This window comes from Flavobacterium sandaracinum (assembly GCF_004349135.1).
Taxonomy (GTDB): domain Bacteria; phylum Bacteroidota; class Bacteroidia; order Flavobacteriales; family Flavobacteriaceae; genus Flavobacterium; species Flavobacterium sandaracinum.
Window position 1 is genome coordinate 1 of record NZ_SMFN01000033.1, and the last position, 25,869, is coordinate 25,869.

A 25,869-nucleotide genomic window follows, 5' to 3' on the forward strand; every position below is an offset into this window, starting at 1 on the left:
GCGACAATATCAACAGCTCTTAAAGGAAAAAGGAATTAAACAAAGTATGTCAAGAAAAGGCAATTGCTTAGATAATGCTATCATTGAAAACTTCTTTGGAATACTCAAATCGGAGTTGTTCTATCTTAAAAAGTACAACTCAATAAATCAATTAAAAAAAGAGATTCAAGAGTATATAGTATATTACAATAACGACAGAATTAAATCAAATTTAAACAAAATGAGCCCGATACAATATCGAGCTCATTATTATCAAAATTAATTATAAATTTGTCTAAACTTTTGGGTGCAGTCCAATTTCTCGAGACATTTTAAATTGTAATTTAACTTTCTATATACGCTTCAATTGGCGCACAGGAACAATTTAAATTTCTATCTCCATACGCTTCGTCAACTCTACGTACGGTAGGCCAGAATTTATTTTCGGCAATGTATTCTAATGGGAAGGCTGCGGCTTCACGACTGTAAGGAAAATTCCAGTTGTCTGTGGTGGCCATCATTAAGGTGTGCGGTGCATTTTTTAAGATATTGTTTGGATTGTCTAAAGTAGCCGTTTCAATTTCTTTTCTTATGGCAATCATCGCGTCACAAAAACGATCTAGTTCTTCTAAGTTTTCACTCTCTGTTGGCTCGATCATCATTGTTCCAGCAACTGGGAAGGAAACTGTAGGTGCATGGAAACCATAATCCATCAATCGTTTAGCAATATCAGTTACTTCAATTCCTTTTTCTTTAAATGGACGGCATTCAATAATCATTTCATGTGCTGCGCGACCCATTTCTCCTGAATATAACGTGTCGTAGTGACCGTTTAATTTTTCCTTGATATAGTTTGCATTTAAAATCGCATATTCCGTAGATTGTTTCAAGCCTTCGGCACCTAACATACAGATGTAACCATAAGATATCAGACAAACTAATGCAGAACCCCAAGGAGCAGCAGATATTGCAGTAATGGCGTTTTCTCCTCCTGTTGGAATTACGGGATTTGTAGGTAAAAATGGTACTAATTGTGGTGCCACACAGATAGGTCCTACACCTGGTCCGCCACCGCCATGAGGAATAGCAAATGTCTTGTGTAAGTTTAAGTGGCAAACATCAGCGCCAATTGTTGCAGGATTTGTTAATCCAACTTGCGCATTCATATTCGCACCATCCATATATACTTGTCCACCATTGTCGTGGATTAGTTGTGTGATTTCTTTGATTGCACTTTCAAATACACCGTGAGTGGAAGGATAGGTTACCATCAAACAAGCGAGGTTGTCCTTGTGTAAAAGTGCTTTTTCGCGTAAATCTTCCACATCGATATTTCCGTTTTCCAATGTTTTAGTAACCACAACTTTCATTCCTGCCATAGCTGCTGATGCTGGATTTGTTCCGTGCGCCGATGATGGGATTAAGGCAATGTTTCTGTGGTGGTCTCCTCTTGAAAGGTGGTAAGCACGAATCACCATTAATCCGGCATATTCTCCTTGCGCACCTGAGTTAGGTTGTAATGTTGTTCCAGCAAAACCAGTTATGACATTTAACTGTTGTTCTAATTTAGTCAACATTTCTTGATATCCTTGTGCCTGATCCAATGGTGCAAATGGATGAATGTTATTCCATTGCGGCATACTTAAAGGCAACATTTCTGAAGCGGCATTCAGTTTCATGGTACATGAACCTAAAGAAATCATGGAATGATTCAAAGCTAAATCTTTTCTTTCTAGCATTTTGATGTAGCGCATCAAAGCGGTTTCAGAATGGTATTTGTTGAAAACATCGTGCGTTAAAAAAGTAGATGTTCTGTTTACATTTTCTGGAAAATGATTGGTTTCAGATAGTGTTTCAATCAGCGTCAATGCAGTCCCATTTGCAGAAGCGAATACAGCAACAATTTTATTTAAATCAGTGATGCTTGTCGTTTCATTTAAAGAAATTGAAATTGTATTGTCGTCTATATAGTAGAAATTAATTTCGTTTTCTTCGGCAATTGCTTTCACTTTTTTGGCATCAGCCTTAACAACAATCGTGTCAAAGAAAGCAGTATTCGTTTGTTGGTACCCTGATTGTTCTAATGCATTTGCTAAAGTTGCTGCAGATGCATGTACTTTATCAGCGATATACTGTAAGCCTTTTGGTCCGTGATACACAGAATACATTCCAGCCATAACGGATAATAAAACTTGAGCAGTACAAATATTTGAGGTTGCTTTGTCTCTTTTAATGTGTTGCTCGCGCGTTTGCAGTGCCATACGTAGTGCACGATTTCCATCTGTATCTACTGTTACACCGATGATTCTGCCTGGCATGCTTCTTTTGTATTCGTCTTTTGTAGCAAAATAAGCCGCGTGTGGTCCGCCATAACCTAACGGAATTCCGAAACGTTGTGTAGTTCCAAGTACCACTGCAGCACCCATTTCTCCTGGAGGAGTTAATTTTACTAAACTCAAAATATCAGCAGCAACGGCTACTTTAATTTCGTTTTCAGCAGCTCTTGCTATAAAAGCGGTATAGTCGTGAACTTGTCCAAATTTACCTGGATATTGAAGGATTGCTCCAAAGTATTCCGATGAAAAATCAAATTCTTCATGATTTCCAACCACTAATTCAACTCCAATAGGAGTGGAACGCGTTTGTAAAACCGATAAAGTTTGAGGCAATATTTCTTCGGAAACGAAGAACTTATTTGTTTTGTTTTTCTTTTGATCACGGGATCGAACATCAAAAAGGAGCGCCATAGCTTCAGCAGCAGCAGTTCCTTCATCTAATAAGGAAGCGTTGGCAATTTCCATTCCAGTTAATTCGATAACCATGGTTTGAAAATTCAAAATCGCTTCGAGACGACCTTGTGCTATTTCCGCTTGATACGGTGTGTAAGCAGTGTACCAACCTGGGTTTTCAAAAACATTTCTTTGGATTACTGCAGGAATAATTGCAGCGTTGTATCCTAAGCCAATGTAAGATTGAAAAACTTTATTTTTATTTCCTAATTTTTGAATGTGATTTGCAAATTCATATTCAGTCATTGCCGGTTCTAAATCTAAATCCGATTTTAAACGAATGTCACTTGGAATAGTTTCATCAATCAATTGATTCAGAGTTGCTGCGCCAATTGTCTTCAACATGTGTTCTAAATCATTTTCTCTTGGGCCAATGTGTCTTAATGCAAAAGCGTCTGTTTTCATTGTATATAAAATGGGTTGTGTGTTTCTTGTTTTAAAAGGCTGTAAAATTAAATATTAATATGCTATTAATAGCCTTTTTTAACGTGATTTTCTGTGAATTTTTCAACTAAAAGCCGTTCTTATTAACACTTTGATTAATTTTGTCTAATGAGGGTTTTTAAACTATTAGTCGATTTTTATATTAACGGCAGTATTCACGTGGGTTTATCGTGTTATGCCTTAGTTAGAATGACTCAACACATGTTCCACATTTCTTATGAGGATTCCATTGCACACTTTGCTTTTTTTGGAACTATCGTTGGTTACAATTTTGTTAAATACGATGCATTAGCCCGAGTAAAAAAACATCAAATGCGGAACGAACTAAAAGCAATTGCGCTGTTTAGTTTTTGTTGTTTTATTTTAGTTGGGTATTATTTTTTTCAATTGCAACGAGTTACTCAAATTGTAGCTGTTGTTTTCTTAAGTATCACATTATTATACACACTTCCTTTTTTTCCTAATAAGAGAAATGCTAGAAATTGGGCTGGGGTAAAAATTTATATTGTGGCGCTGTGTTGGGTAGGAGTGACTTTGGGTTTGCCCATATTAAATGCGGAGGTACCTATAACAGCAGATTTTTATCTAAAATGTTTGCAAAGGTTCATACTTATTTTTGTCTTGGTCCTTATTTTTGAAATCATTGATTTGGCAAACGATGATCCGCATTTAAAAACCGTTCCACAACAAATAGGGGTGAGGCGAACCAAACTATTAGGATTGTTGCTTTTGCTTCCTTTTTATTTTTTGGAATTTTTAAAAAATAATTTTGATAAAAACCAATTAGTAGTCAACTTGCTGCTAGTGATTATGATTTCATTATTTCTAATTTTTGCCAATGATAAACGATCGAAATATTACACCTCTTTTTGGGTAGAAAGTATTCCAATCGTTTGGTGGATGTTGCTGATTTTAGGGTAAAAAGTAAATAGTGGTGCGTGCGTTCGTCAATAGCACTAAAAGTGTGGTGAAGAAGATCTTTTCAGTGGTTCAATATGTTACTTCTATTGTCCACTTTTTGTAAATTACTTGCTTTCAGCTAATTCTTTCAACACCTTGTTCCTTGCTAAAACGAAATTTATCATGTGATTTTTTAGAAACAAAAAATCGAATAATTCGCCAAAAACACCGTAAGGGACTTCATAATGTATTTTGTCTTTCATGACTGTAAGGCCATTCTTTTCTATGAAAAGATGTTCATGTCGAAATGATTTGAATTTCCCGTCCTCCATCTCATCTACAAAATAATCATATAAGTTCATGGCGGTTATTCGGCTTTTGTGAGTCAGGTAAAAACCAAAATGTTTTCCGCGCCAAGTCACCGTTTCATTATAGTTGATCAAGCCGGAAGTGATGCCGTCGATAGCCGTTTCTTTTGTGGGACTAGCCGATTTTTGGTGTACATCGATATCTCTGGAAATATCAAAAACAGTTTGTATTGGGGCATTTATTTTAGTCCTAATTTTTATTCGGGTCATTAAAATTATAATTTTCGTTTGTCTTCAATAGTGATTTTGGAGCCAATAGCTAGAAATACGGAAGTTGGTTCTAAATCAGCAATAAACGCGAATTCTTTTCCGTATACACCTTCAAAATCTATTTTAGAGTTGTTATTCGTTACTTCAAATTGTTGCCATCTGGGATGTGTGACTTGGTACTCAAAAGTTTCATTTTCATTTATTTTGGTATACCCAAAGTAGTGTTCTGTAATAAATTCAGCTTCTGAATCCGGTTCAATTGCAATGGGCATCTTGTCCGTTGTTACATGAATGGTATTCCAATTGTTACTGACTTTCCATTGGTAAATGAATTCCCTTGAATTCTCGTTTACTTTCAACGTATGTTTCATTGGCAACGTTTGGTACTGCTCGTTGTAAAAGGTATTGGCAACAAACGAAATGGCATATTTTGGTACAATTTCACTAATGAAAACAGCGCCTCTTTTCCAAACTCCGTTGTCCAAATGCCTCACATAAAACCGAAGATTGACTTCTTCAAAATCAGAGTGAAAAGGGATTTTGATTCCTAGAACACGTACCTTTTCAAAAAGAAATCCAATAAAACTTACGTAGCATTTACCATTCCAGAAATCGAGTTCGGTTCCTTTTGGGACATATTTTTGCAGAATTTCAGGATCAACTTCATAATTAATCATGGCTAGGTTATTCCATTCGGCTTTTAAAAAACTCATCTTTTCTTTGATTTTAATTTTTTTGTGTTCGTTTCTACAGCTCATTAAAAAACCCGATGCCTATTACTTCGGGTTTTCAATATGCTGCTATTTATACTAATCCTGCTCTTTTTAATAAAGCTTCTGGTCGTGGTTCCTGACCTCTAAAGCGTTTGTACAAAATCATAGGATGTTCTGTTCCGCCCTTAGATAGTACGTTTTCCTTAAATTTAGTAGCGACTTCTTTATCGAAAATACCTTTTTCCTGGAAATATTCAAAAGCGTCAGCGTCTAGCACTTCCGCCCATTTATAACTGTAATAGCCAGACGAATAGCCGCCTTGAAAAATATGCGAGAACGAAGTGCTCATTGCGTTTTCCTTAACATCAGGGTATAATTGCGTAGCTGCAAATTGTTCATTTTCAAAAGCTTTAATATCTTTGATTTCCGAAGGATCTTGCGCGTGCCAGCCCATGTCTAACAATCCAAAACTCAATTGGCGCATTGTTGCTATTCCTTCTTGGAAACTGGCGCTTTCTTTGATTTTATGTACTAATTCCATAGGAATCATTTCTCCTGTTTCATAATGATAGGCGAATAAAGCCAATGCTTCCGGTTCGTAACACCAGTTTTCTAAAATCTGACTTGGTAATTCCACAAAATCCCAATAGACACTTGTTCCAGATAAACTCGAATACGTAGTATTAGCCAACATACCATGTAACGCGTGGCCAAATTCATGAAACAAAGTAGTTACTTCGTTAAAAGTTAATAAGGATGGTTTTGTTTCAGTAGGTTTTGTGAAATTGCATACAATGGAAATATGCGGTCTTTCATTAATTTCCTTTTTGATGTATTGGGATTTAAAAGAAGTCATCCAAGCACCATTACGTTTTCCTTTTCTTGGAAAGAAATCAGCATAAAAAATGGCGACAAGTTGGTCTTCTTCGTCTTTTACAATGTACGTTTTTACCTCTTCATGGTATTTGTCCACTTCAAAAGTTTCTTCGAATGTGATTCCGTATAATTTTTGCGCTACGGCAAAAGCACCTTCCAACACTTTCTCTAATTGAAAATAGGGTTTAAGTATTTCATCGTCCAAATGGAATAATTGCTGTTTTAATTTCTCTGAGTAATATGCGCCATCCCACTTTTCCAATAGTGTAATGCCGTCTAATTCTTTGGCGAAAGCGGACAATTGTGCAAATTCTTTTAAAGCAGCCGGTTTTGCTTTTTCTAATAAGTCATTTGAGAATTTTTTTACTTTCTCAGGACTTTCGGACATTCTTTCTTCAAGTACAAAATGGGCGTGACTTGCATATCCTAAAACTTGTGCTCGATCAAAACGTAATTTGGCAATTTTAAGGACAATTTCTTGGTTGTCAAATTCGTTATTTTGAAAACCTTTGGCGCCAAAAGCAATTACCATCTTTTTACGCAATTCGCGATTATCAGCATAGGTCACAAATGGAACATAGCTTGGGTAATCCAAAGTAAAAATCCAACCTTCTTTTTCTTGGCTTTTGGCCAATGATCGAGCGGCTTCGATCGTTCCTTCCGGTAAACCAGCTAGGTCAGATGCATCTGTAATGTGCAATTGATAGGCTTGGGTTTCGGCTAAAACATTTTCGCCAAACTGCAAACTTAATTTTGATAATTCTTTGTCTATTTCTCTTAATTGATTTTTTTTATCTTCGGGTAAATTAGCGCCATTTCTAGAAAAACCTTTGTATTTTTTGTCTAAAAGCGTAGTTTGTTCTGCCGTCAGATTTAATTTTTCTCTTTGGTCGTACACTGTTTTTACTCGTGCAAATAAATCAGGGTTCAGTCGAATATCATTTCCAAACTCTGATAATAAAGGAGAAACTTCTTGTGCGATTTTTTGAATCTCATCGTTGGTTTCTGCAGAATTTAAGTTGAAAAAAATACTAGAAATTCGATCTAGAATAGCACCGCTAAAGTCCAATGCTTCTATCGTATTTTCAAAAGTAGGTTGTATAGGGTTTCTGATAATGGCATCGATTTCGGCTTTCGCGAGTTCGATTCCTTTTTGAAAAGCAGGAAGAAAATCCTCGTTTTTTATTTTCGAAAAAGGGGCCGTATTGTATTTTGTATTGAAGTAATGGGTTAAGATGCTCATTTGTTTTTTAATAAAAATAATTTGATGTTTTAAACAGAACAAAGGTAGGGATTTATTGAAAAAAACGGGGATGTTAAAGGAATTGATTTGCCCTAAAATCCTAAAGTAGATTGTGTTATTTAAATGTTATTTATTTCGTTTGTGAGTAATAAAGTCTTAAATTGTAAAAAAAGATTGGTTTTTAACGAAACGAATCTAAAAAATAATAAATTTTAAAGAAAAGATGAACTATCAAATTACAATAAAGAAAGCCTACACCGTTGATGAAATTGAAGATTATTGGACAAGTGATGATTATATAAAGTTGTTGGAAAAATTCGATTACCCAGATGCTGGTGATTCGGATCTTGCCACTTTGAAGGAGTTATTATTCATGGCAATTTCTGATTTTGAACCTAAAGATGCTGCCGTAATTGCACTGGAATACAAGTTATCTGAAAATTTGAATGAAGGTCAGATTCAACAAGTTTCAAATGATATGTTATTAGATAAGGTATGTGAAGAATATCCTGAAATTGGACTACACGCAACCTTATTCCACGTGAATCAATTGCTTTTTAAAGCCTATAATGGGACATTCCCGAATGCCAAAGCGACTATTATCGAATGTAGTTTTGTGCCTTTGGAAGAGGAAAGCGAAATGGAATTAACTAAAGAGAATATTTTGAAATTGTTAAACAACGGTTTGTCAGGTAGTAATTTGATCAAAAGATTGTTCGACCTGCCTATGACTGAAAACCTACCTTTTCCAGAAGCCGAAGATATTTTATGGGAAGTACAATCAACGGATAACAGTAATTTTACGATCATAACTTCTGAATATTGGTTGAGTAAAGAAGATATTATAGCATCGGAATTTGAAGGAATTCTAGAAATTGTTCTTGACGTTGAATAAATTATGTCAACACTTTTATGCCGTAAAAAAAGCTCCATCTGGAGCTTTTTTTATTTTTGTAGACTTTCAGAGGCGATAATAACCGCTTCTTTTAATCCTGTTTTATACTTGATTATTTTTTCTAATATAGTTCTGTCGTGGCTTCCTAAGATTTGAACTGCCAAAATTCCTGCGTTTTTGGCACCATTCAAGGCAACCGTTGCGACAGGTACACCACCGGGCATTTGTAGTATCGATAAAACACTGTCCCAACCATCTATAGAATTGCTTGATTTGATAGGAACGCCAATAACTGGAAGTGGAGACATAGAGGCAACCATTCCTGGCAAATGAGCAGCGCCACCAGCACCAGCAATAACAACCGAAATTCCACGGGTGTGTGCATTTTTGCTGAAATCAAATAGTTTTTCAGGAGTTCGGTGTGCCGAGACAATATCGACTTCTATTTCTATTTCGAATGCTTTTAAAATATCTATTGCTTCTTGCATGATCGGCATGTCTGAGATGCTTCCCATTATTACGGCTACTTTCATTGTTTTTTATTTAAAGATTTTATGATTTAAGCATTTAAAGATTTGTTTGAGAACTGAGATATACTTGTTGTTCTGAATTTTTCAATCTTTTAATTTTTCAATCTTTCTATTAACTAATTACTCTTATGGTATTTTTCACCTCTTCAGCAATTCGTCTTGCTTCATTGATGTCTTCATTTACGATGGTCACGTGTCCCATTTTTCTAAATGGACGCGTTTGTTTCTTCCCGTAAATGTGTGGAGTAACACCATTCCAACTTAATATTTTTTCGATGTTTTCGTAGACTACATTTCCGGTAAATCCTTCGGCACCTACTAGATTTACCATAATTCCAGCTACTTTACTGTCGGTATTTCCTAATGGTAAATCAAGAATAGCACGCAAATGGTTTTCAAATTGGGAGGTGTAGCTGGCTTCAATAGAATAATGGCCGGAATTGTGCGGGCGTGGCGCTACTTCGTTTACAAGGATTTCATCATCATCGGTCTGAAACATTTCTACAGCTAGTAATCCTACATGATTGAATTTTTCAGAAACATGAAGCGCGATTGCTCTTGCTCTTTTTGCTACGGTATCTTCAATTCGAGCAGGACAAATCACATATTCCACCTGGTTAGCTTCTGGATGAAATTCCATTTCTACCACAGGATAGGTTTTTATTTCGCCCGAAGGATTGCGGCAAACAATAACCGCCAATTCGTTTTTAAAAGGAACCATTTCTTCAGCAATGCATTCCACATTAGCTAGATTGTCCAGATCTGAAATTTGTCGAATGACTTTTACGCCATTTCCATCGTATCCAAATTCGGTGCATTTCCACACAAAAGGGACTTTTGTTTTTGAATCCAAAATCGATACAACCAAGCTTTTTAAATCAGAAAATCGTTGGTAATTTGCAGTTGGAATTGCATGGTGACGGTAGAAATCTTTTTGAATGCCTTTGTTCTGAATCAATTTTAAAGTTTTTGGCGAAGGATACACTTTTAATCCTTCGTCTTCCAATTTTACCAAAGCGTCTAGATTGACCAGCTCAATTTCAAAAGTCAAAACATCGACTAATTTTCCAAAATTATAAACCGTTTCAAAGTCCATTAAGTCGCCTTTAAAAAATTGATTGCAGGCAATTTTGCAAGGTGCTTCATCACTGGGATCCAGCACATAAGTTTGGATGTCAAATTTCCGAGTGTCAAACAATAGCATTTTGCCCAATTGTCCGCCGCCGAGAATCCCCAATTTAAAATCAGAAGAAAAATAATTCATGATGTTGTTGTATGTTTAAGCAAAGATACTTTATAATGATTGAATTGGAAAATGCTATTTTATTTTCTTCGGAATTTAGGTTGTAAATTTTATGACTTTTGATGCATTTTTAGGCTGTTTTTTATAGAATTTACTTAAAATTACAAATTAATGACCATTTATCAATTCACAATTCCGAATTCTGTATCTTTGCCCATTATTTTAAACATCAAAAAATGATACAACTTCACGATAAACAATTTGTTCCGTTTATTTCTGCTAAAGAAATAGAATTTGCTTTAACAAAAATGATTGCCCAAATAGAAGACGATTTTGCTGATGAAACACCGGTATTTGTAGGTGTATTGAACGGTGCTTTTATGGTAGTTTCTGATTTTATGAAGTTATATAAAAAGCCATGTGAAGTTTCTTTTATAAAAATGGCATCGTACGAGGGAACTTCTTCTACAAACGATGTGAAACAGTTGATTGGTTTAAATCAGGATTTAACGGGTCGTTCTGTAATCATTATAGAGGATATCGTGGATACTGGAAACACATTGGTGGAACTTAAAGAATTGTTCAAGAAACAAAATGTAAAGCATTTTAAAATTGCAACGCTCTTTTTTAAACCAGAAGCCTACACTAAAGACATCAAGATAGATTATATAGGAATCCGAATTCCTAATAAATTTATTGTTGGTTATGGCTTAGATTACGATGGATTAGGAAGAAATTTACCAGAAGTATATAAACTAAAAGAATAACTACACAACAACAACATGACTAACATTGTTTTATTTGGAAAACCAGGAGCAGGTAAAGGAACTCAAGCAGAGTTTTTGAAGGAAAAATACAAATTAACGCATATATCCACTGGTGATGTATTTCGGTTTAATTTAAAAAATGATACTGAACTTGGTAAACAAGCAAGAGTATTTATGGATGCTGGGGATTTAGTTCCAGATGAATTGACTACAAAAATGCTTATTGATGAGGTAAATAAACACCCGGACACTAATGGGATTTTGTTTGATGGATATCCAAGAACAATTTCTCAAGCTGAAGCTTTAGATGCATTTCTTACCTCAATAGGTTCTAATGTAGCAGCGACAATTGCGCTTGAAGCTGATGATGAGATTCTAGTACAGCGCTTGTTAGAAAGAGGAAAAACAAGTGGCCGAATTGACGATCAAGATGAAGAAAAAATCAGAAATCGCTACCAGGAATACAATGAAAAAACAGCGCCTTTAATGGATTATTACCAAGCTCAAGGTAAGTTTTTTGCAGTGAATGGCATAGGTACTATTGCCGAAATTACGCAACGAGTAAGCGCGGTTATTGATAACTTATAGGAGCTATTCCAGCTCTATGTTGCAAGTCCTCGATAAAAAAACATTTTTCTAAGTCCTAAAAGGAGCTTCCTTTGGTCGCTCTTTTTTGACAAGAAAAAATAGTTTTTTTATCTCCGGGCTTTTCACTTCGATCTGGGCTAAAAACCGGATTGACAATTTCAAGAACGAAAAATTCAGAAATTAGATTTTATTTAAAAACGAATTAACTAATACATTGGAAATACTAATAATATTTTTTCTAATACTACTAAATGGAGTTTTCTCCATGTCGGAAATCGCATTAATTTCAGCACGAAAAAATAGGCTTGAAACGGCAGCAAAAAAAGGGAATAAAAGCGCTAAAATCGCACTAGATTTAGCGAATTCGCCTAATAAATTTTTGTCCACCGTACAAATAGGAATCACTTTGATAGGGATTCTTACCGGTATTTACAGTGGAGATAAAATCACGAAAGATGTTGAGGTATTCATCAAAGGAATTGACCTATTAGCACCGTATGCGCATCCTGTCGCAGTAGGTTTAGTTGTTGTTATTTTGACCTTTTTCTCTCTAGTTTTAGGGGAATTATTGCCAAAGCGAGTTGGTTTAAATCATCCTGAAGCGATAGCAAAAGCGGTAGCATTGCCTATGAAAATAGTTTCAATCGTTACGGCACCCTTTATTTGGTTATTAACACATTCTACCGAGTTTTTACTTAAAGTTTTACAAATAAAGCCCACAGCAGATGGGCGAGTTACTGAGGAAGAAATAAAAGCGATTATCAAAGAAGGAACCGAAGGTGGCGAAGTACAGGAAATAGAACAAGATATTGTGGAGCGTGTATTTCATATTGGAGACCGCAAAATAAACTCTTTAATGACTCATAGGAAATCAGTGATGTTTTTGCCTTTGCACTCTAATAAAGAACAAGTTAGGGAATTTATGCTGAAGGAGTTGCATTCAATTTATCCAGTTTATGGGGAAAATTATGATGATATTGTTGGCGTTGTTAATCTGAAAAATATTTTTGCTCATTTTGAAAATGAAAACTTCAATTTGGTTGACATTATGACCGAAGCTCCGTTTATGATGGAGCAAACGACTGCATATGTTGCTTTAGAAATCTTTAAAAAATCTGGGATTCACTATGCATTTGTATCTGATGAATATGGCGTATTTCAAGGAGTAATTACTTTGAATGATATTCTTGAAGCGTTGGTAGGTGATGCATCTGATTTTTATAAAGATGATTTTCAATTAGTAGAAAGAGAAGACGGAACGTGGTTAGTAGATGGGCATTATTCGTTACACGATTTCTTGACTTACTTTGAGTTAGATGAATTAATCAATGATTATGAAGTCACAACAGTTAGCGGATTAATCATGACAGAACTCTCTCATATACCCAAACAAGGGGAAAAATTGATTTGGCAAAAATTTGAGCTAGAAGTCATCGATATGGATGGTGTGAAAATTGATAAAGTAATGGTAAAGGCATTACAAGTATAAAAATAGTGAACAACATGGGGAATTTCAAAATGGAATTTCAATGGTGTAGTTGAAAATTGAATAGTAGAAAAAATGACAGAAGGGAATTTTGTAGATTATGTTAAAATATATGTTTCTTCCGGAAAGGGAGGAAAAGGATCTACGCACTTGCACAGAGAAAAATTTATTGAAAAAGGAGGTCCAGATGGTGGAGACGGTGGTCGCGGTGGTCATGTGTATTTGGTTGGAAACAAAGGGCTATGGACTTTATTTCACTTAAAATTCGCCAGACACATCAAAGCAGGTAATGGTGGAGATGGTAGTGGTGATAGAAGTACAGGTGCTGACGGTGATGATAAATTTATCGAAGTCCCTTTAGGAACTGTAGTAAAAGACAAAGAAACTGGAGAAATATTATTTGAAATCACTGAAGATGGAGAGAAACAAATACTTTCAAGAGGAGGTAAAGGGGGTTTAGGGAACTGGCATTTTAGAAGTTCAACAAATCAAACACCACGGTATTCTCAACCAGGTTTGCCAGGAGCAGAGATGGACGTTATTCTAGAATTGAAAGTATTAGCCGATGTTGGATTGGTAGGTTTTCCTAATGCAGGAAAGTCAACCTTGTTATCAGTTTTGACTTCAGCTAAACCCAAAATTGCTGATTATCCTTTTACGACGTTAAAACCAAATCTTGGAATTGTAGCCTACAGAGATTTTCAATCGTTTGTAATTGCTGATATTCCAGGAATTATTGAAGGTGCTGCCGAAGGAAAAGGACTGGGACATTATTTTTTAAGACATATCGAGCGTAATTCAACATTGCTATTTTTAGTACCGGTTGATACACCAGATATTAAAGGAGAATATGATATTCTAGTGAATGAGTTGACCAAATACAATCCAGAAATGCTAGATAAAGAGCGTTTGCTTGTAATTTCAAAATGTGATATGCTGGATGACGAATTAAAAGCAGAATTGAAAACCGAACTAGATGTCGCTTTTAAGGATGTGCCATATATGTTTATTTCATCTGTGGCTCAACAAGGTTTGACAGAATTGAAAGACAAGTTGTGGAAAATGTTGAATGACTAATTACAGTTTTCTTTAAAATAGTAAATCCGCTTCAAATAACTTGAAGCGGATTTTTTTTGCTATTGTAGTGATTTTATTCTTTCACTTTTACTCGTATTCCTTTGGTATGACTAGAGTATTCAGGTGCGTACATGCTTTGAATAGTGGAAATACCATTAGAGAAATCACCTTTGTTGTTCACTCGAATGTCATATTCCAAAACATAAGTTCCTTTGTTTATTTGGTCAAAAAAGAAATGTGTTGCCACATCTTTAGTACTTTGATAAAAGCCCAATCCACCTTTGTATTGGTATTTAGATAAGACATTTGTAGGCTCAAAACAGGAAGCTCGCATGTCTTTTAAATGTACGAATTCCATATCTTCCTTGGCAGAAATTATTAATCTAACGGTAACTAAATCGCCGATTTTCAATAGATTATTTGAATTGATTCGTTCCAATATTTCGCCTTTGTCAGTATCTTTCTTTACATATAATTCTTTGGAAACTGATAATGCAATTCCAGAATTGGTTTTTATTTTATCTAATTCTTCAAAATATTGCCAATAAATACCTCCAAAACCTGGAACTTTCGATTTGTTTTCGATGGAAATAGTTGCCATGTCTTTTTTGATTTCGTCTGCTTTCCAGTTTAGTTTTACATAACCTGTTTCGGCTTCTTTTTCGTTTTCAACTAATTTTTTGGTTAATATTTTTTCGGTTCCAATTTTGAAAATTGTGTTGTCTTTGACGCTCAACCAATCGGTTCCTTGCATCAACAAAGCATAAATTGCTTCGGTGGTGGATTTTGTGGTGGGCCAGTTTTTGGTTTGTTTGTTTTTTAATAACCAAACTTTCATGGCATCCACAGATTTAGTGTCGTTGGTAATTTCGGCGAAAGCCTCAATCAACAGTGCTTGCGTTTCAATAGGAGCTTGGTACCAGAAATAGCCAGATTTATTAGCTATCCAATACATTCCCCAATCTTCATTATTCGAAGCGGTTTCTTTCAAGCTTGCCATAATTATTTTGGCAGCTTCTTTTTCGCCAAAGCGATCTAGGGTCAATGCTGCTAATCCTTTTTCGTATAAGGAATAGGTTAACCACTCGTTTTTTGCAATTTCAAGGTACAATTTAGTGGCTTTTTGTAACGTATCCGAAAGCGGATACGTTTTCAGATAAGAGCTTCGGGTGTATAAATAATGTAAATCAGAATACGGATTGAACCAAATCAATTTTTCTTTTGTTTTTAATTTTTCTGTTCTGGTTTTATGATTTTCTAAAAACTTTTTATCTAAAAATGGAATTCCGATTGTTGTAATTTGCTTGATTTTGGATGCGGTGTTTTCATTGTTACTTAATTTTGCAAGATGACCTAAACCGGCCAAAATATGTCTGGTTATGTATTCGTTTTCAGTACTACCTTCGAACCAGGCGAAACCTCCGGACGTTGTTTGCTTTTGTTTCAGCTTGTCAAAAGTTATTTCTTGTGCATTTTTCATTTTTTCCAAATCAAAAAGTAAAGCAAGATTTTTCTTTTTCTCTTCTTCGGTTTTAGCGTCCTTCAACCAAGGTGTTTCTGCAATAATAATCGCTTTTAGTTCTTCGTTTTCCTCTAGTTTCGAATTCAACTTTTCATTTTTTCTCCAAGTTTCGAATAGAGTAGCAATTTTTGGATTGCTAGAAATAATTTCAGACGCTAAAGCATTCGCATAAAATCGGGCAAAGGTATGTTCCGCGCTTTCGTGTTCGTATTCCATCAAATAAGGTAACGATTGAATGGCTAACCAAGATGGATTTGACGTATATTCTAACGTAAATTGATGGTTTTGCAAACTGGTCGAATTGTTGTTTTTTAGGTTTTCGAAGGTATATTCTTTCTTTGAATTTTCTCGAACCCAAATCGGAATACTTTCAGTAACCAACATAGAATTTGTTAAAACAGGAAGTAGGTTTTCTTCGCCATCCGAAAAGTTACCAGCCTTAGCTAAAACTTTATACTGAACACCTTGCAGACCTTCTGGAACATAAATTTTCCAAGTCACGGTTGTATTTCCAAAAGGAGCGATTTTAAAGTTTTTTACTGAATTCGCATTTTCCATTATAGCATCTATTGGTTGCATTGTTGTTGCATCAAAAAGTTGTAAAACAGCAATTCCGGTTTTGGCTTCATTGGTAATATTCGCCACTTTTGTCGTGATAAAAATGCTGTCTTTTTCCCGGAAAAAACGAGGGAAATTTGGTATAACCATCAACTCTTTTTGAGTAATGACACTTTTTTCTAAATAGCCGCTTGTTGCCTCTTTGTTGTGTGCTAATAACCGAAGTTTCCAGGCGGTTAAAGCTTCAGGCGAAGTGAAATTGAAACTTACTTTTCCTGTTGTATCTGTTTTTAGATTCGGATAAAAGAAAGCAGTTTCTGAAAGATTTTTTCTGGCTTTTACTTGAGTTAAAGATTCCAGCGCTTTTTTGGTGGTGATGATAATGACACCGTTAGCTCCTTTGCTTCCATATACTGCGGTGGCTTTCTTTTCTTTCAGAACATCAATAGCAATAATATCGGTCGGAGAAATTAATCTGAATTGTTCTTCTGTTATTACTTCGCCATCAACGATATACAAGGCATTTTTGTAATTGCCTGAAATATTTGAGTTTCCTCTAATTGTTATTCCACTAGCTTTTCCTTCTAATTTTATCTCGATTCCGGCAGTATTATAAATTTGATTGTCTGCTTCTTCAACTACTGCAGGAACTGCTGCAGCAACTCCTTTCTTGTTTACACTTCTATACCCCATAACTACCACTTCTTGTAAACTATTGCTAGAGTCCTCTAACTGAACATTTATAATGTTTGATTTTATGGTGATTTTTTGAGTTTCGAAACCAATGTAGGAGAAAGTTATTTCTTCTCCTATAGCTGCCTCGATTTGATAATAACCATCAAAATCAGTTTGCGTGCTTCGTTGAAGTCCATCAATGATGATACTTACACCAGATAATGGTCCTTGATCATCAGTAACTATTCCTGAAATCATTTTGGCATTTAGCGGTTTTTTACTTTTATTGTTGAGTTGTTTTTGATATTCTTTTAGTTGCTGTGTTGTGAAAGAATCGTTGAAGTTAAATCCAAACCATATTAGTTTTGTAGTTTCATCAATAAGTTCCATGCGTTTTGGAATAGGATTTAGATTCCGAATGTAAATTGAGGTTTTATCGAATCCTATACTCGTTTTAAAATTAGCAGAGTTGTAATTATAATCATTGAATTTCAGCGAATTCCAGTCTCTTTTAGCAAATTGATCTAAAGAACTGTCATACATTGAGGCTAAGACTTCAGTTTCTTTTGCAGTATTAATTGATTTTATTTGAAACGACCAATTTTCATTGGTTCCGGGTTGTAATTTGTTTCTGAAACTTTCAACTGTGAATTGCAATTTGGATTCCTCCTCTCTAAGAATTACTTCTATTTGCTCGTAAAAAGTTTGATTTTCAAAAACACTTTCAAAAGCAATTTTCATACTTTTTTCAAATTCTTTTTTTAGTGGAATTTTGATTATAGTTTCGTTGTTTTGCAAGTGGAAAGTATTCTCAAAATAGAGGAAACTTTGGTAATTTCCGGTGGTGTTGATATACAGTTCTGGAATAATCGAGGTTAATTGTACTAAAACAAAACCATCTTTTTTAGCATCAGCGTTGATTTGTTTTGCCGTGAATAGTTTACTCGAATCAATTTTGTCTTTGCTTTGTATCAATTGGAAATTAGTACTGGTTTCTATTGGATTTTCAAAAGTATCAATAGCTGAAAACACCACTTTGTAATTCCCGGATTTGTAATTAGAAATAAAATCCAAAGCTACTTTTTTATCTTTTTCAGTGTCAATTTTTTTAGAAAAAACCAGAGTTTCTGTTGGTTTTGAAGCGTTTGGTTGGTTGTTATCTTCGTATGGGAACAATTGTTCAAAATCTTCAGCGGAAATAGATTCGATTTCTGGTTGCGGAAAAACTCTTGGTTTGAATTTAGTGGTAAAAGGACTTACATAATAGAGTTTGATTTCCCCTTTTGTAGCTAAAAATTCTCCATTGAGATTGGTGCTTTTTACTTCAATTTCATTTTTATTTTTGGTTTCAATTCGATTTGGTATAGTTGCAGTAAGCGTTAAAGAATGATAGCCAACCCTAACATTTGTTTGAGCTTGGTGGGTCTCACCATTACTATCAGTCACGGATGCTGAGATAGAATATTCAAAAATGGGTAGCTGTTTTTTAGAGGTATTTTCAAATGGTTTAGCGATAAAATTTATATCGAATTTCCCCGAAGCATCAGTTGTAGTCTCGCCAACTAAAATACTTTCTGATTTGCCGTTTTGGTTGTAATAGTAACCGTTGTTTAAGGTGTACGGAATAAGTGAGACTTTGTAGGTTACTTTTGCATCGGAAATGTTGCTTCCTGCAAAAGCTCTGGCAAGTCCATTTACGCTTACTTTTTGATTAACTTGATACGCATTTTTAAAAGGCTCGAAAGTCACTTCAAATTTTGGCCGTTTGTATTCTTCCACTTGAAATGATATTTGAGAATTTTCATAATTTACATTGTCCCAAAATGGATGTTCGTCTTTTGTTTTGATAAAAACAAAATTTGTACTTTCATCAGGTTCATCAGCAGTGATTCTGAAATTTCCTGTTAGTCCACTTTTTGGCAATAAAAATTCTCCAGAAAAAGAGCCGTATTCATTAGTAACGGCTTCAAATTCTTTCAAAACAGAACCGTTAGGATCTTTAATTGTAATTTTGAATGCTGTTTTTGCAACCACGCTCGTTTTGTCTTGGTCTTTTCTAAAAGCAATTCCTTTATAATAAACCGTTTGTCCCGGACGGTAAATAGCACGGTCCAAATAAAACTCTACTTTGCCTTTTGCTTTTTGGTTTTCTAAAGTCTCGTAATCGTAATCATTATTATAATAGGAGTAGCGACTGTTCAGTAACAGTGAATCGGTTTCTGTTGTAAATTCAATAAGGCTATAATTTCGGTTGTTATTTTTTTTGGTATACGTTGCATTACCACTTTTGTCTGTTATAATGGTTTGATTTAATAGTTTTATTGAAACATTTTCTAGAGGTTTTCCCGTTTTTCTGTCTAAAACTTGATAGTTTTCTTTCTTATCGTTTTCCGAAGTTAGTACGGTGATATTAGAAACTGTAATAGTTTCGTAAGCAAATGCTTTTGTATTCTTGAGGTCTGAATCGCTTTCAAAATACACCAAATAACTGCCTGTTTTTAATTGAGGTAAAAGGACTTCCGTGCTGTATTCAAAATAATTATTTTTTTCTTCAAGTGCATAGTTTTTACTGGCAATTGCTTTTTTGTTTTTGATGATTGCAGCTACTAAACTGTCTTTGTTGTGAGGAGAATTTCGGAAATCTTTTGTCGTGTTTTGATCAATTTTAAAGAAAGAAATGGAAAGTTGATTTAGATTTTTATATCTAATAAATGCTCTAGTATTTTCATTTTCATAGCTGAATTTTTGAAGCTGAATGTTCAAGGATTTAGCTTGAATATTTTGTATTTTTTGTAAAGCTATTTTGTGAGCATTTGAACGATTATTAATTTTTAAAATGCTGTCAAGTGTTGCGATGGCTTGAATGTTATAATCAGGATGTATTTCTTTTGAAGCGAGATTGTTGAGAATAATTGCCTTTTCTAATTGTATTTTTTGAATCAAAATGGTGTCCTTAGATTCTTTTTGCATGGTTTGTAAGGATTTCATAAATCCTTCGTTTGAATCTAACAAAACGCTGTTGCAAAATTGAATTCGGTCGAATTGGTTTTCTAAAGTAGGAGCGTTTTTTTCTTGTTTTTGGTACAATTCAAGCACTTTTTTTAGTTTTTCATTTTTTACAAAATCAAAATTGAGTTGTACAAAAGATACTGAATTCTCTAAAAATCCTTTTTCATAAGGCAAGAATTCTTTTTTTTGAATTTCCCATTGCCTAATCTGTGGCGTATATAGCGCAATGTTTTCTTTTACTAAATAGTTAAATAGATTGTCTTTTTTAGCTTTTTCTTCGTCACTATAATCAAATATTTGAAGATACGTGCTCAAGGAAGTTTGTTTTAATATTGTTTCATTAAGAATTGTTTTTTCTAAAGCACCATCGATCTGTTCCGAAAAGTCTTTTGAAGTCCAAGTTAAAAATTGATCGTCAAAACTCACCGTATTGGTTCTGTTGTACAATAAATAGGAGTTTTTATTTCGATAATCAATTAAACATTTCGCATAAACCAAATTCAAAATCGCTTTGGATGGTATAGAAACTTTGTTGATTTCAGCTTTTAAATTGTTGATGATTTTGGTTTGCGCATCTTCATCCAAAACTTGTAAATATTTGGATTCATAGAAAAAACATTTTATGATTTGAACTTCATCTTTATCCCGAGTAGCTTTTTGATGGATTTTAGAAACTATTTCATTGGCTGATTTTATTTTCCCTTCGTTTTCAAATTCAATTACTTTAAGCCAGTTTTTGTCATAGTTTTGTCCAAAAATTGAAGTAGATATTAAAATAAGGAGTAAGAAATTTTTTTTCATAAGTTGATTTAAGATAAGTTATAAATATTTTCAATTATGGAGAATTAATATTAGAAATATTTCTTACTAAATTACTAATATTTACTTAAAATCAAATCTAACTTATCATATTTCCCTATTTTTGAAGAATGAAACATATTATTTATTTATTTGTATTTCTACCGGTTATGATGTGGGGACAATCAGATTTCGAAAAAGCAGAAAAACTGTATAAGGCGGATAGAATGGATCAAGCTGAGGTGGCTTTTGAATCTGTTTTGAGGTCTAATCCATCGGATTTAAAAACCATCGAATATCTTGGAGATATTGCTGGTCATGATAAATTGTGGGATAAGGCGATTGGGTATTATAAAAAGCTCAAGCAACTCAAACCTTCTGAAGCTAATTATTATTATAAATACGGTGGCGCTTTAGGGATGAAAGCCAAAGATTCAAACAAGTTTAAAGCCCTTGGAATGATTGACGAAGTGAAGGCCTCCTTCGAAAAAGCAATCACCCTAAATGCAAAGCACCTTGAAGCGCGTTGGGCACTAATCGAGCTGTATATTCAGTTACCGGGAATTGTAGGTGGAAGCGAATCTAAAGCCATCAAATATTCCAATGAATTATTACGATTGTCGCCTGTTGACGGTTATTTGTCACGAGGACACATCGAAGAATATTTTAAAAGATATAAAACAGCAGAACAACAATACAAAAAAGCGATACTGGCTGGAGGTTCCAAAACAAGTTATCAAAAATTAGCTAGCTTGTATAAAAACAAAATGCGGGATCCTGAAAAGGCAAAAACAGTATTAGAAACATACAATAAAAAAAATCAGGACTAATTATAATTTCTTCTGAATCCAAAATTAATAAACCAAAATTAGAATGCGTACACATTTTATAGCTATCGGCGGAAGCGCCATGCACAATCTGGCTTTAGCACTACACAATAAAGGATATCAAGTTACGGGAAGTGACGATGCAATTTTTGAACCATCAAAATCAAGATTAGATAAAAAGGGGATTTTGCCTCCAGAATTAGGCTGGTTTCCTGAGAAAATAACGCCAGCTATTGAAGCGGTTATTCTTGGGATGCATGCTAAAGCGGATAACCCTGAATTATTAAAAGCTCAGGAATTAGGGCTCAAAATATATTCTTATCCTGAATTTATTTACGAGCAATCCAAAAATAAAACACGAGTAGTTATTGGTGGATCTCATGGAAAAACAACAATTACTTCAATGATTTTGCATGTTATGCATTACCATGATATAGCGGTAGATTACATGGTTGGCGCACAACTGGAAGGCTTCGATACGATGGTTCATCTTACGGAGGAGAATGATTTTATAGTTTTGGAAGGAGATGAATATTTGTCTTCGCCAATTGACCGCAGACCTAAATTTCATTTATACCAACCCAATATCGCATTGATTTCAGGAATTGCGTGGGATCATATTAATGTTTTTCCAACGTATGAGAATTACGTAGAACAGTTCGAAATTTTTATTGGTAAAATCACAAATGGTGGGATTCTCGTTTACAATGAAGATGATGCTGAAGTAAAACGGGTTGCTGAAGCTGCTACGAATCCAATTCGAAAACTAGCGTATCATACGCCAAAATATGCTGTCAATGATGGTGTAACATTGCTGGAAACTCCAGAAGGCGACATGCCAATTGAAGTTTTTGGAGCGCATAATTTGAATAATTTGGCTGGAGCCAAATGGATTTGTCAAAATATGGGCGTTGATGAAGCTGATTTTTATGAAGCCATTGCTAGTTTCAAAGGCGCATCAAAACGATTGGAAAAAATTGCGGAAAGCAAAACAAAAGTAGCCTATAAAGATTTTGCTCATTCTCCAAGCAAAGTGGCCGCAACTACAAAAGCGGTGAAAGAGCAATTTCCAAACCGAACTTTAGTAGCTTGCTTAGAATTGCATACGTATAGTAGTTTGAATGCTGAATTTCTGAAAGAATACGAAGGCGCACTAGAATATGCTGATAAAGCAGTCGTTTTTTATTCGCCAGATGCGGTGAAAATCAAACAGCTTGAAGAAGTTACTTACGAACAGATTGCTAAATCTTTTAATCGGGAAGATTTAATTATTTATACCAATCCAAAAGATTTCAAAGACTATCTGTTCAACTTAAATCTTGAAAATTCTGCTTTGCTGTTGATGAGTTCCGGTAATTACGGTGGATTAAACTTTGATGAGGTAAAAGAATTGGTAAAGTAAAAGTGGTATGAAAGAAAATATTAGAATTGTTAAGACTACCAGTGAAAACCTAGATTTTGTCAATTTGATTGCTGCTTTGGATAAGAGTTTATGGGAGCGTTATCCGGAATTAAAATCGGATTATTGGGGGAATAATATTTTGGAATTAAATCCAAATGTCGTTATTCTTTATTTAGAAGACAAAGCAGTTGGTTGTGGTTGTTTTAAAAAAAACGAGAAAAATACAATTGAAATAAAGCGTATGTTTGTTTCTCTTGAAGCAAGAGGAATGGGTTTAGCGCAAACTATTTTAATGGAATTAGAACGTTGGGCAAAGGACTTAGGATATTCATTTTCTGTTTTGGAAACTTTATACAAACAAAAAGAAGCGATTGCTTTATATCAAAAAGCTGGATATGTCATAGTTGATAATTATGAGCCTTATGTAGGTTTAGAAAATAGTATTTGCATGCGGAAACCAATTTAAACAACAAACTAAATGGCTGAAAATTCCTTTTTCCCTATAACGAATTGGTCTGAAGACGATAAGCCACGCGAAAAACTGATGCTTAAAGGCAAAAGTGTTTTGAGTGACGCGGAATTAATTGCCATTTTGATTGGTTCTGGAAGTAGAAATGAATCGGCGGTGGATTTAAGTAAACGGATTCTAGCAAGTGTGGACAATAATTTGAATGCGTTGGGAAAATTATCATTGTCTCAGCTTATTCAGTTCAAAGGAATAGGAGAGGCAAAGGCGATTTCAATTATAGCAGCTTTGGAATTAGGAAGGCGCAGGCGCTCTGAAGATGCAGTAGAGTTAAAAAAAATCACCTCTAGCAAAATTATTTTTGAGATTATGCAACCTATTATTGGTGAATTGCCGCATGAAGAGTTTTGGATCATTTACATGAATAATTCAAATAAGGTGATTGCTAAATCGCAGTTAAGTAAAGGCGGTATTACGGGAACGCTAGTGGATGTTCGCATTGTCTTTAAAACGGCGCTAGAAATGGGAGCTACAGCCTTAATACTATGCCATAATCATCCTTCTGGTACTTTGATTCCTAGTGATGCCGACAAGCAAATTACAAGGAAATTGAAATTAGCTGGAGATAGTTTAGAAATAAAAGTCTTGGATCATCTCATTGTTACTGAAAACAGTTATTTCAGCTTTGCAGATGAAGGAATATTTTAAAATTTAAAAATGAAACAAACACACATAAAAGACGTATTTTTTGATTTAGATCATACACTTTGGGATTTTGATAAAAATTCAGAGTTGACTTTCGAGGGGATTTTTAATCGAAATCATCCCGAAATTGAAACCAAACAATTTATTGAAAAATACGTGCCCATAAATCAAGAATGTTGGAAGTTGTATCAATATGATAAAATTACACATCAAGAATTGCGGTACAATCGACTGAAACACTCTTTTGATGCTATAAATTATACAATTTCCGATGAAGAAATAGATGTTATTGCGGAGGATTATATTCGTTTTTTACCCGATAACAATCACCTTTTTGATGGAACAATTGAAGTTTTAGAGTATTTAAATCAAAGGTATACACTTCATATAATTACAAATGGCTTTGCAGAGGTTCAATATAAAAAGATAAGTAATGCTAAGATTGAGTCTTATTTTCGAACCGTTACTAATTCTGAAATGGCTGGAGTTAAGAAACCAAATCCAATAATCTTTGATTTTGCTTTAGATTTGGCAAAAGCCAAAAAAGAAAGCAGCATTATGATTGGAGATAGTTTAGATGCTGACGTTCAAGGAGCAGTTGATGCAGGATTAGATGCTGTGTTTTTCAATGAAGGAAAAGTCGACGTTGGAAGTCATATTAAACAAATTAATCATTTATTAGAAATTAAAAAATATTTATAAACTATGAAAAAGTCATTTCTTTTCTTATTAATACTAACAATTAGTTACTCCTACGCTCAATCGGTAAATGAGTATAAGGCAATAATTGTTCCTGTGAAATATGAATTTCTAAAGGGAGAGAATCAATACCGTTTGAACACTATAACTAAGTTTAATTTAAATAAGGCAGGCTTTGTTTCTTTTTATAATAACGAGACAATCCCCAGTGAATACAGTGACCGTTGTGACTTATTGTATGCTGATGTAGTTAATGATAGTGGTTTTTTGACAACAAAATTGTACCTCACTTTGAAGGATTGCTATGGTAAAATTATTTTTCAATCGCTTGAAGGGAAAAGCAAAGAGAAAGACTTTAAAGTTGCTTACAATGAGGCGCTTACTGAAGCCTTCGAATCCGTGTATGAATTGCAATATAAATACAGTGGAGTTCGTGCTAAGGTGCAACCGGCAGTTGTCGCAGCTGCTGCTACTCCTGTGATTATGGAAAAGGCAGTCGCAATAGAGTTAAAATCTGATCTGACAAGCAATGAGGGTTCTGTGCTTTACGCTCAGGCCACCGAAACGGGTTTTCAGCTTATTGACAATACCCCTAAAGTAATTATGAAGTTGTTTAAAACATCCCAAGCCAATTCATTTATTGCAATAAGAGATGCGGTTCAAGGATCTTTAATTTTGAAAGACAACCAATGGTATTTTGAATATTATCAAAATGATAAATTAATTTCTGAAAAAGTAGCGGTTAAGTTTTAGCGGTTACAAAGCTATTTTTAAAATAGTTCCATAAAAAAAGTCTTGCGTAATTGGACTGCACCCAAAAGTTTAGACAAATTTATAATTAATTTTGATAATAATGAGCTCGATATTGTATCGGGCTCATTTTGTTTAAATTTGATTTAATTCTGTCGTTATTGTAATATACTATATACTCTTGAATCTCTTTTTTTAATTGATTTATTGAGTTGTACTTTTTAAGATAGAACAACTCCGATTTGAGTATTCCAAAGAAGTTTTCAATGATAGCATTATCTAAGCAATTGCCTTTTCTTGACATACTTTGTTTAATTCCTTTTTCCTTTAAGAGCTGTTGATATTGTCGC

21 protein-coding genes are annotated in these 25,869 nt (G+C 34.4%); 13 read left to right on the forward strand and 8 right to left on the reverse strand.

Going from position 1 to position 25,869, the window contains the following annotated elements; all coding sequences use genetic code 11:
• Positions 1-262 (forward strand): IS3 family transposase (locus E0F91_RS16860; protein ID WP_165930111.1); only part of this gene is annotated, 262 nt, incomplete at its 5' end.
• 61 nt (positions 263-323) lie between these two features.
• On the opposite strand, the gene gcvP is transcribed toward E0F91_RS16860, so the two are convergent.
• Positions 324-3,173: an aminomethyl-transferring glycine dehydrogenase gene (gene gcvP / locus E0F91_RS16865; protein ID WP_132067546.1), complete on the reverse strand. Its 2,850-nt coding sequence runs from the start codon at positions 3,171-3,173 to the stop codon at positions 324-326.
• Positions 3,174-3,320: 147 nt separating this feature from the next.
• Here gcvP and E0F91_RS16870 point away from each other — a divergent pair, with 147 nt between their 5' ends.
• Positions 3,321-4,133: a UbiA prenyltransferase family protein gene (locus E0F91_RS16870; RefSeq protein ID WP_132067547.1), complete on the forward strand. Its 813-nt coding sequence runs from the start codon at positions 3,321-3,323 to the stop codon at positions 4,131-4,133.
• A 104-nt stretch (positions 4,134-4,237) separates the two neighbouring features.
• Here the strand turns inward: E0F91_RS16870 and E0F91_RS16875 are convergent, their stop codons facing one another.
• The 3 genes from E0F91_RS16875 to E0F91_RS16885 form a co-directional block, all read right to left on the reverse strand.
• Complete coding sequence (locus E0F91_RS16875; RefSeq protein ID WP_073351503.1) at positions 4,238-4,690, reverse strand: SRPBCC family protein; 453 nt, start codon at positions 4,688-4,690, stop codon at positions 4,238-4,240.
• A 5-nt stretch (positions 4,691-4,695) separates the two neighbouring features.
• Positions 4,696-5,403, reverse strand: coding sequence for a YqjF family protein (locus E0F91_RS16880; protein ID WP_132067548.1), 708 nt, complete (start codon positions 5,401-5,403; stop codon positions 4,696-4,698).
• A 91-nt stretch (positions 5,404-5,494) separates the two neighbouring features.
• Entirely contained in the window at positions 5,495-7,522 is a 2,028-nt protein-coding gene (locus E0F91_RS16885; RefSeq protein WP_132067549.1) for a M3 family metallopeptidase, read from the reverse strand.
• Positions 7,523-7,745: 223 nt separating this feature from the next.
• Between E0F91_RS16885 and E0F91_RS16890 the strand changes: the two genes are divergently transcribed.
• Positions 7,746-8,417 carry a hypothetical protein gene (locus E0F91_RS16890; RefSeq protein ID WP_132067550.1) on the forward strand — a complete coding sequence of 224 codons (672 nt, stop codon included), beginning with the start codon at positions 7,746-7,748 and terminating at the stop codon, positions 8,415-8,417.
• Positions 8,418-8,467: 50 nt separating this feature from the next.
• On the opposite strand, the gene purE is transcribed toward E0F91_RS16890, so the two are convergent.
• Positions 8,468-8,950, reverse strand: coding sequence for a 5-(carboxyamino)imidazole ribonucleotide mutase (gene purE / locus E0F91_RS16895; protein ID WP_132067551.1), 483 nt, complete (start codon positions 8,948-8,950; stop codon positions 8,468-8,470).
• 109 nt (positions 8,951-9,059) lie between these two features.
• Positions 9,060-10,211 (reverse strand): 5-(carboxyamino)imidazole ribonucleotide synthase, encoded by a 1,152-nt coding sequence (locus E0F91_RS16900; RefSeq protein ID WP_132067552.1) that lies wholly within the window; start codon positions 10,209-10,211, stop codon positions 9,060-9,062.
• Between the two features lie 215 nt (positions 10,212-10,426).
• Between E0F91_RS16900 and hpt the strand changes: the two genes are divergently transcribed.
• From hpt to obgE, 4 genes are all read left to right on the forward strand, one after another.
• A complete protein-coding gene (gene hpt, locus E0F91_RS16905) occupies positions 10,427-10,957 on the forward strand; it encodes a hypoxanthine phosphoribosyltransferase (RefSeq protein WP_132067553.1) in 531 nt (176 codons plus the stop codon).
• 15 nt (positions 10,958-10,972) lie between these two features.
• Positions 10,973-11,545 (forward strand): adenylate kinase, encoded by a 573-nt coding sequence (locus tag E0F91_RS16910; protein WP_132067554.1) that lies wholly within the window; start codon positions 10,973-10,975, stop codon positions 11,543-11,545.
• Positions 11,546-11,759: 214 nt separating this feature from the next.
• Complete coding sequence (locus E0F91_RS16915) at positions 11,760-13,034, forward strand: hemolysin family protein (RefSeq protein ID WP_132067555.1); 1,275 nt, start codon at positions 11,760-11,762, stop codon at positions 13,032-13,034.
• Positions 13,035-13,106: 72 nt separating this feature from the next.
• On the forward strand, positions 13,107-14,108 hold the full coding sequence (gene obgE / locus E0F91_RS16920; protein WP_132067556.1) for a GTPase ObgE: 1,002 nt from the start codon (positions 13,107-13,109) through the stop codon (positions 14,106-14,108).
• A 73-nt stretch (positions 14,109-14,181) separates the two neighbouring features.
• Here the strand turns inward: obgE and E0F91_RS16925 are convergent, their stop codons facing one another.
• Positions 14,182-20,673, reverse strand: coding sequence for an alpha-2-macroglobulin family protein (locus E0F91_RS16925; RefSeq protein WP_132067557.1), 6,492 nt, complete (start codon positions 20,671-20,673; stop codon positions 14,182-14,184).
• 128 nt (positions 20,674-20,801) lie between these two features.
• Here E0F91_RS16925 and E0F91_RS16930 point away from each other — a divergent pair, with 128 nt between their 5' ends.
• Genes E0F91_RS16930 through E0F91_RS16955 form a run of 6 tightly spaced genes read left to right on the forward strand, consistent with a single transcriptional unit; the run spans position 20,802 to position 25,522 of the window.
• Complete coding sequence (locus E0F91_RS16930) at positions 20,802-21,500, forward strand: tetratricopeptide repeat protein (RefSeq protein WP_132067558.1); 699 nt, start codon at positions 20,802-20,804, stop codon at positions 21,498-21,500.
• Between the two features lie 43 nt (positions 21,501-21,543).
• Positions 21,544-22,899, forward strand: coding sequence for a UDP-N-acetylmuramate--L-alanine ligase (locus E0F91_RS16935; protein ID WP_132067559.1), 1,356 nt, complete (start codon positions 21,544-21,546; stop codon positions 22,897-22,899).
• A gap of 7 nt (positions 22,900-22,906) precedes the next feature.
• Entirely contained in the window at positions 22,907-23,365 is a 459-nt protein-coding gene (locus tag E0F91_RS16940) for a GNAT family N-acetyltransferase (RefSeq protein WP_132067560.1), read from the forward strand.
• A 12-nt stretch (positions 23,366-23,377) separates the two neighbouring features.
• On the forward strand, positions 23,378-24,073 hold the full coding sequence (radC, locus tag E0F91_RS16945) for a RadC family protein (RefSeq protein WP_132067561.1): 696 nt from the start codon (positions 23,378-23,380) through the stop codon (positions 24,071-24,073).
• Between the two features lie 9 nt (positions 24,074-24,082).
• Complete coding sequence (locus E0F91_RS16950) at positions 24,083-24,772, forward strand: YjjG family noncanonical pyrimidine nucleotidase (protein WP_132067562.1); 690 nt, start codon at positions 24,083-24,085, stop codon at positions 24,770-24,772.
• A 3-nt stretch (positions 24,773-24,775) separates the two neighbouring features.
• Positions 24,776-25,522 carry a hypothetical protein gene (locus E0F91_RS16955; protein ID WP_132067563.1) on the forward strand — a complete coding sequence of 249 codons (747 nt, stop codon included), beginning with the start codon at positions 24,776-24,778 and terminating at the stop codon, positions 25,520-25,522.
• A gap of 85 nt (positions 25,523-25,607) precedes the next feature.
• Here the strand turns inward: E0F91_RS16955 and E0F91_RS16960 are convergent.
• The coding region (locus E0F91_RS16960) for an IS3 family transposase (protein ID WP_165930111.1) at positions 25,608-25,869 on the reverse strand (262 nt) is incomplete at its 5' end.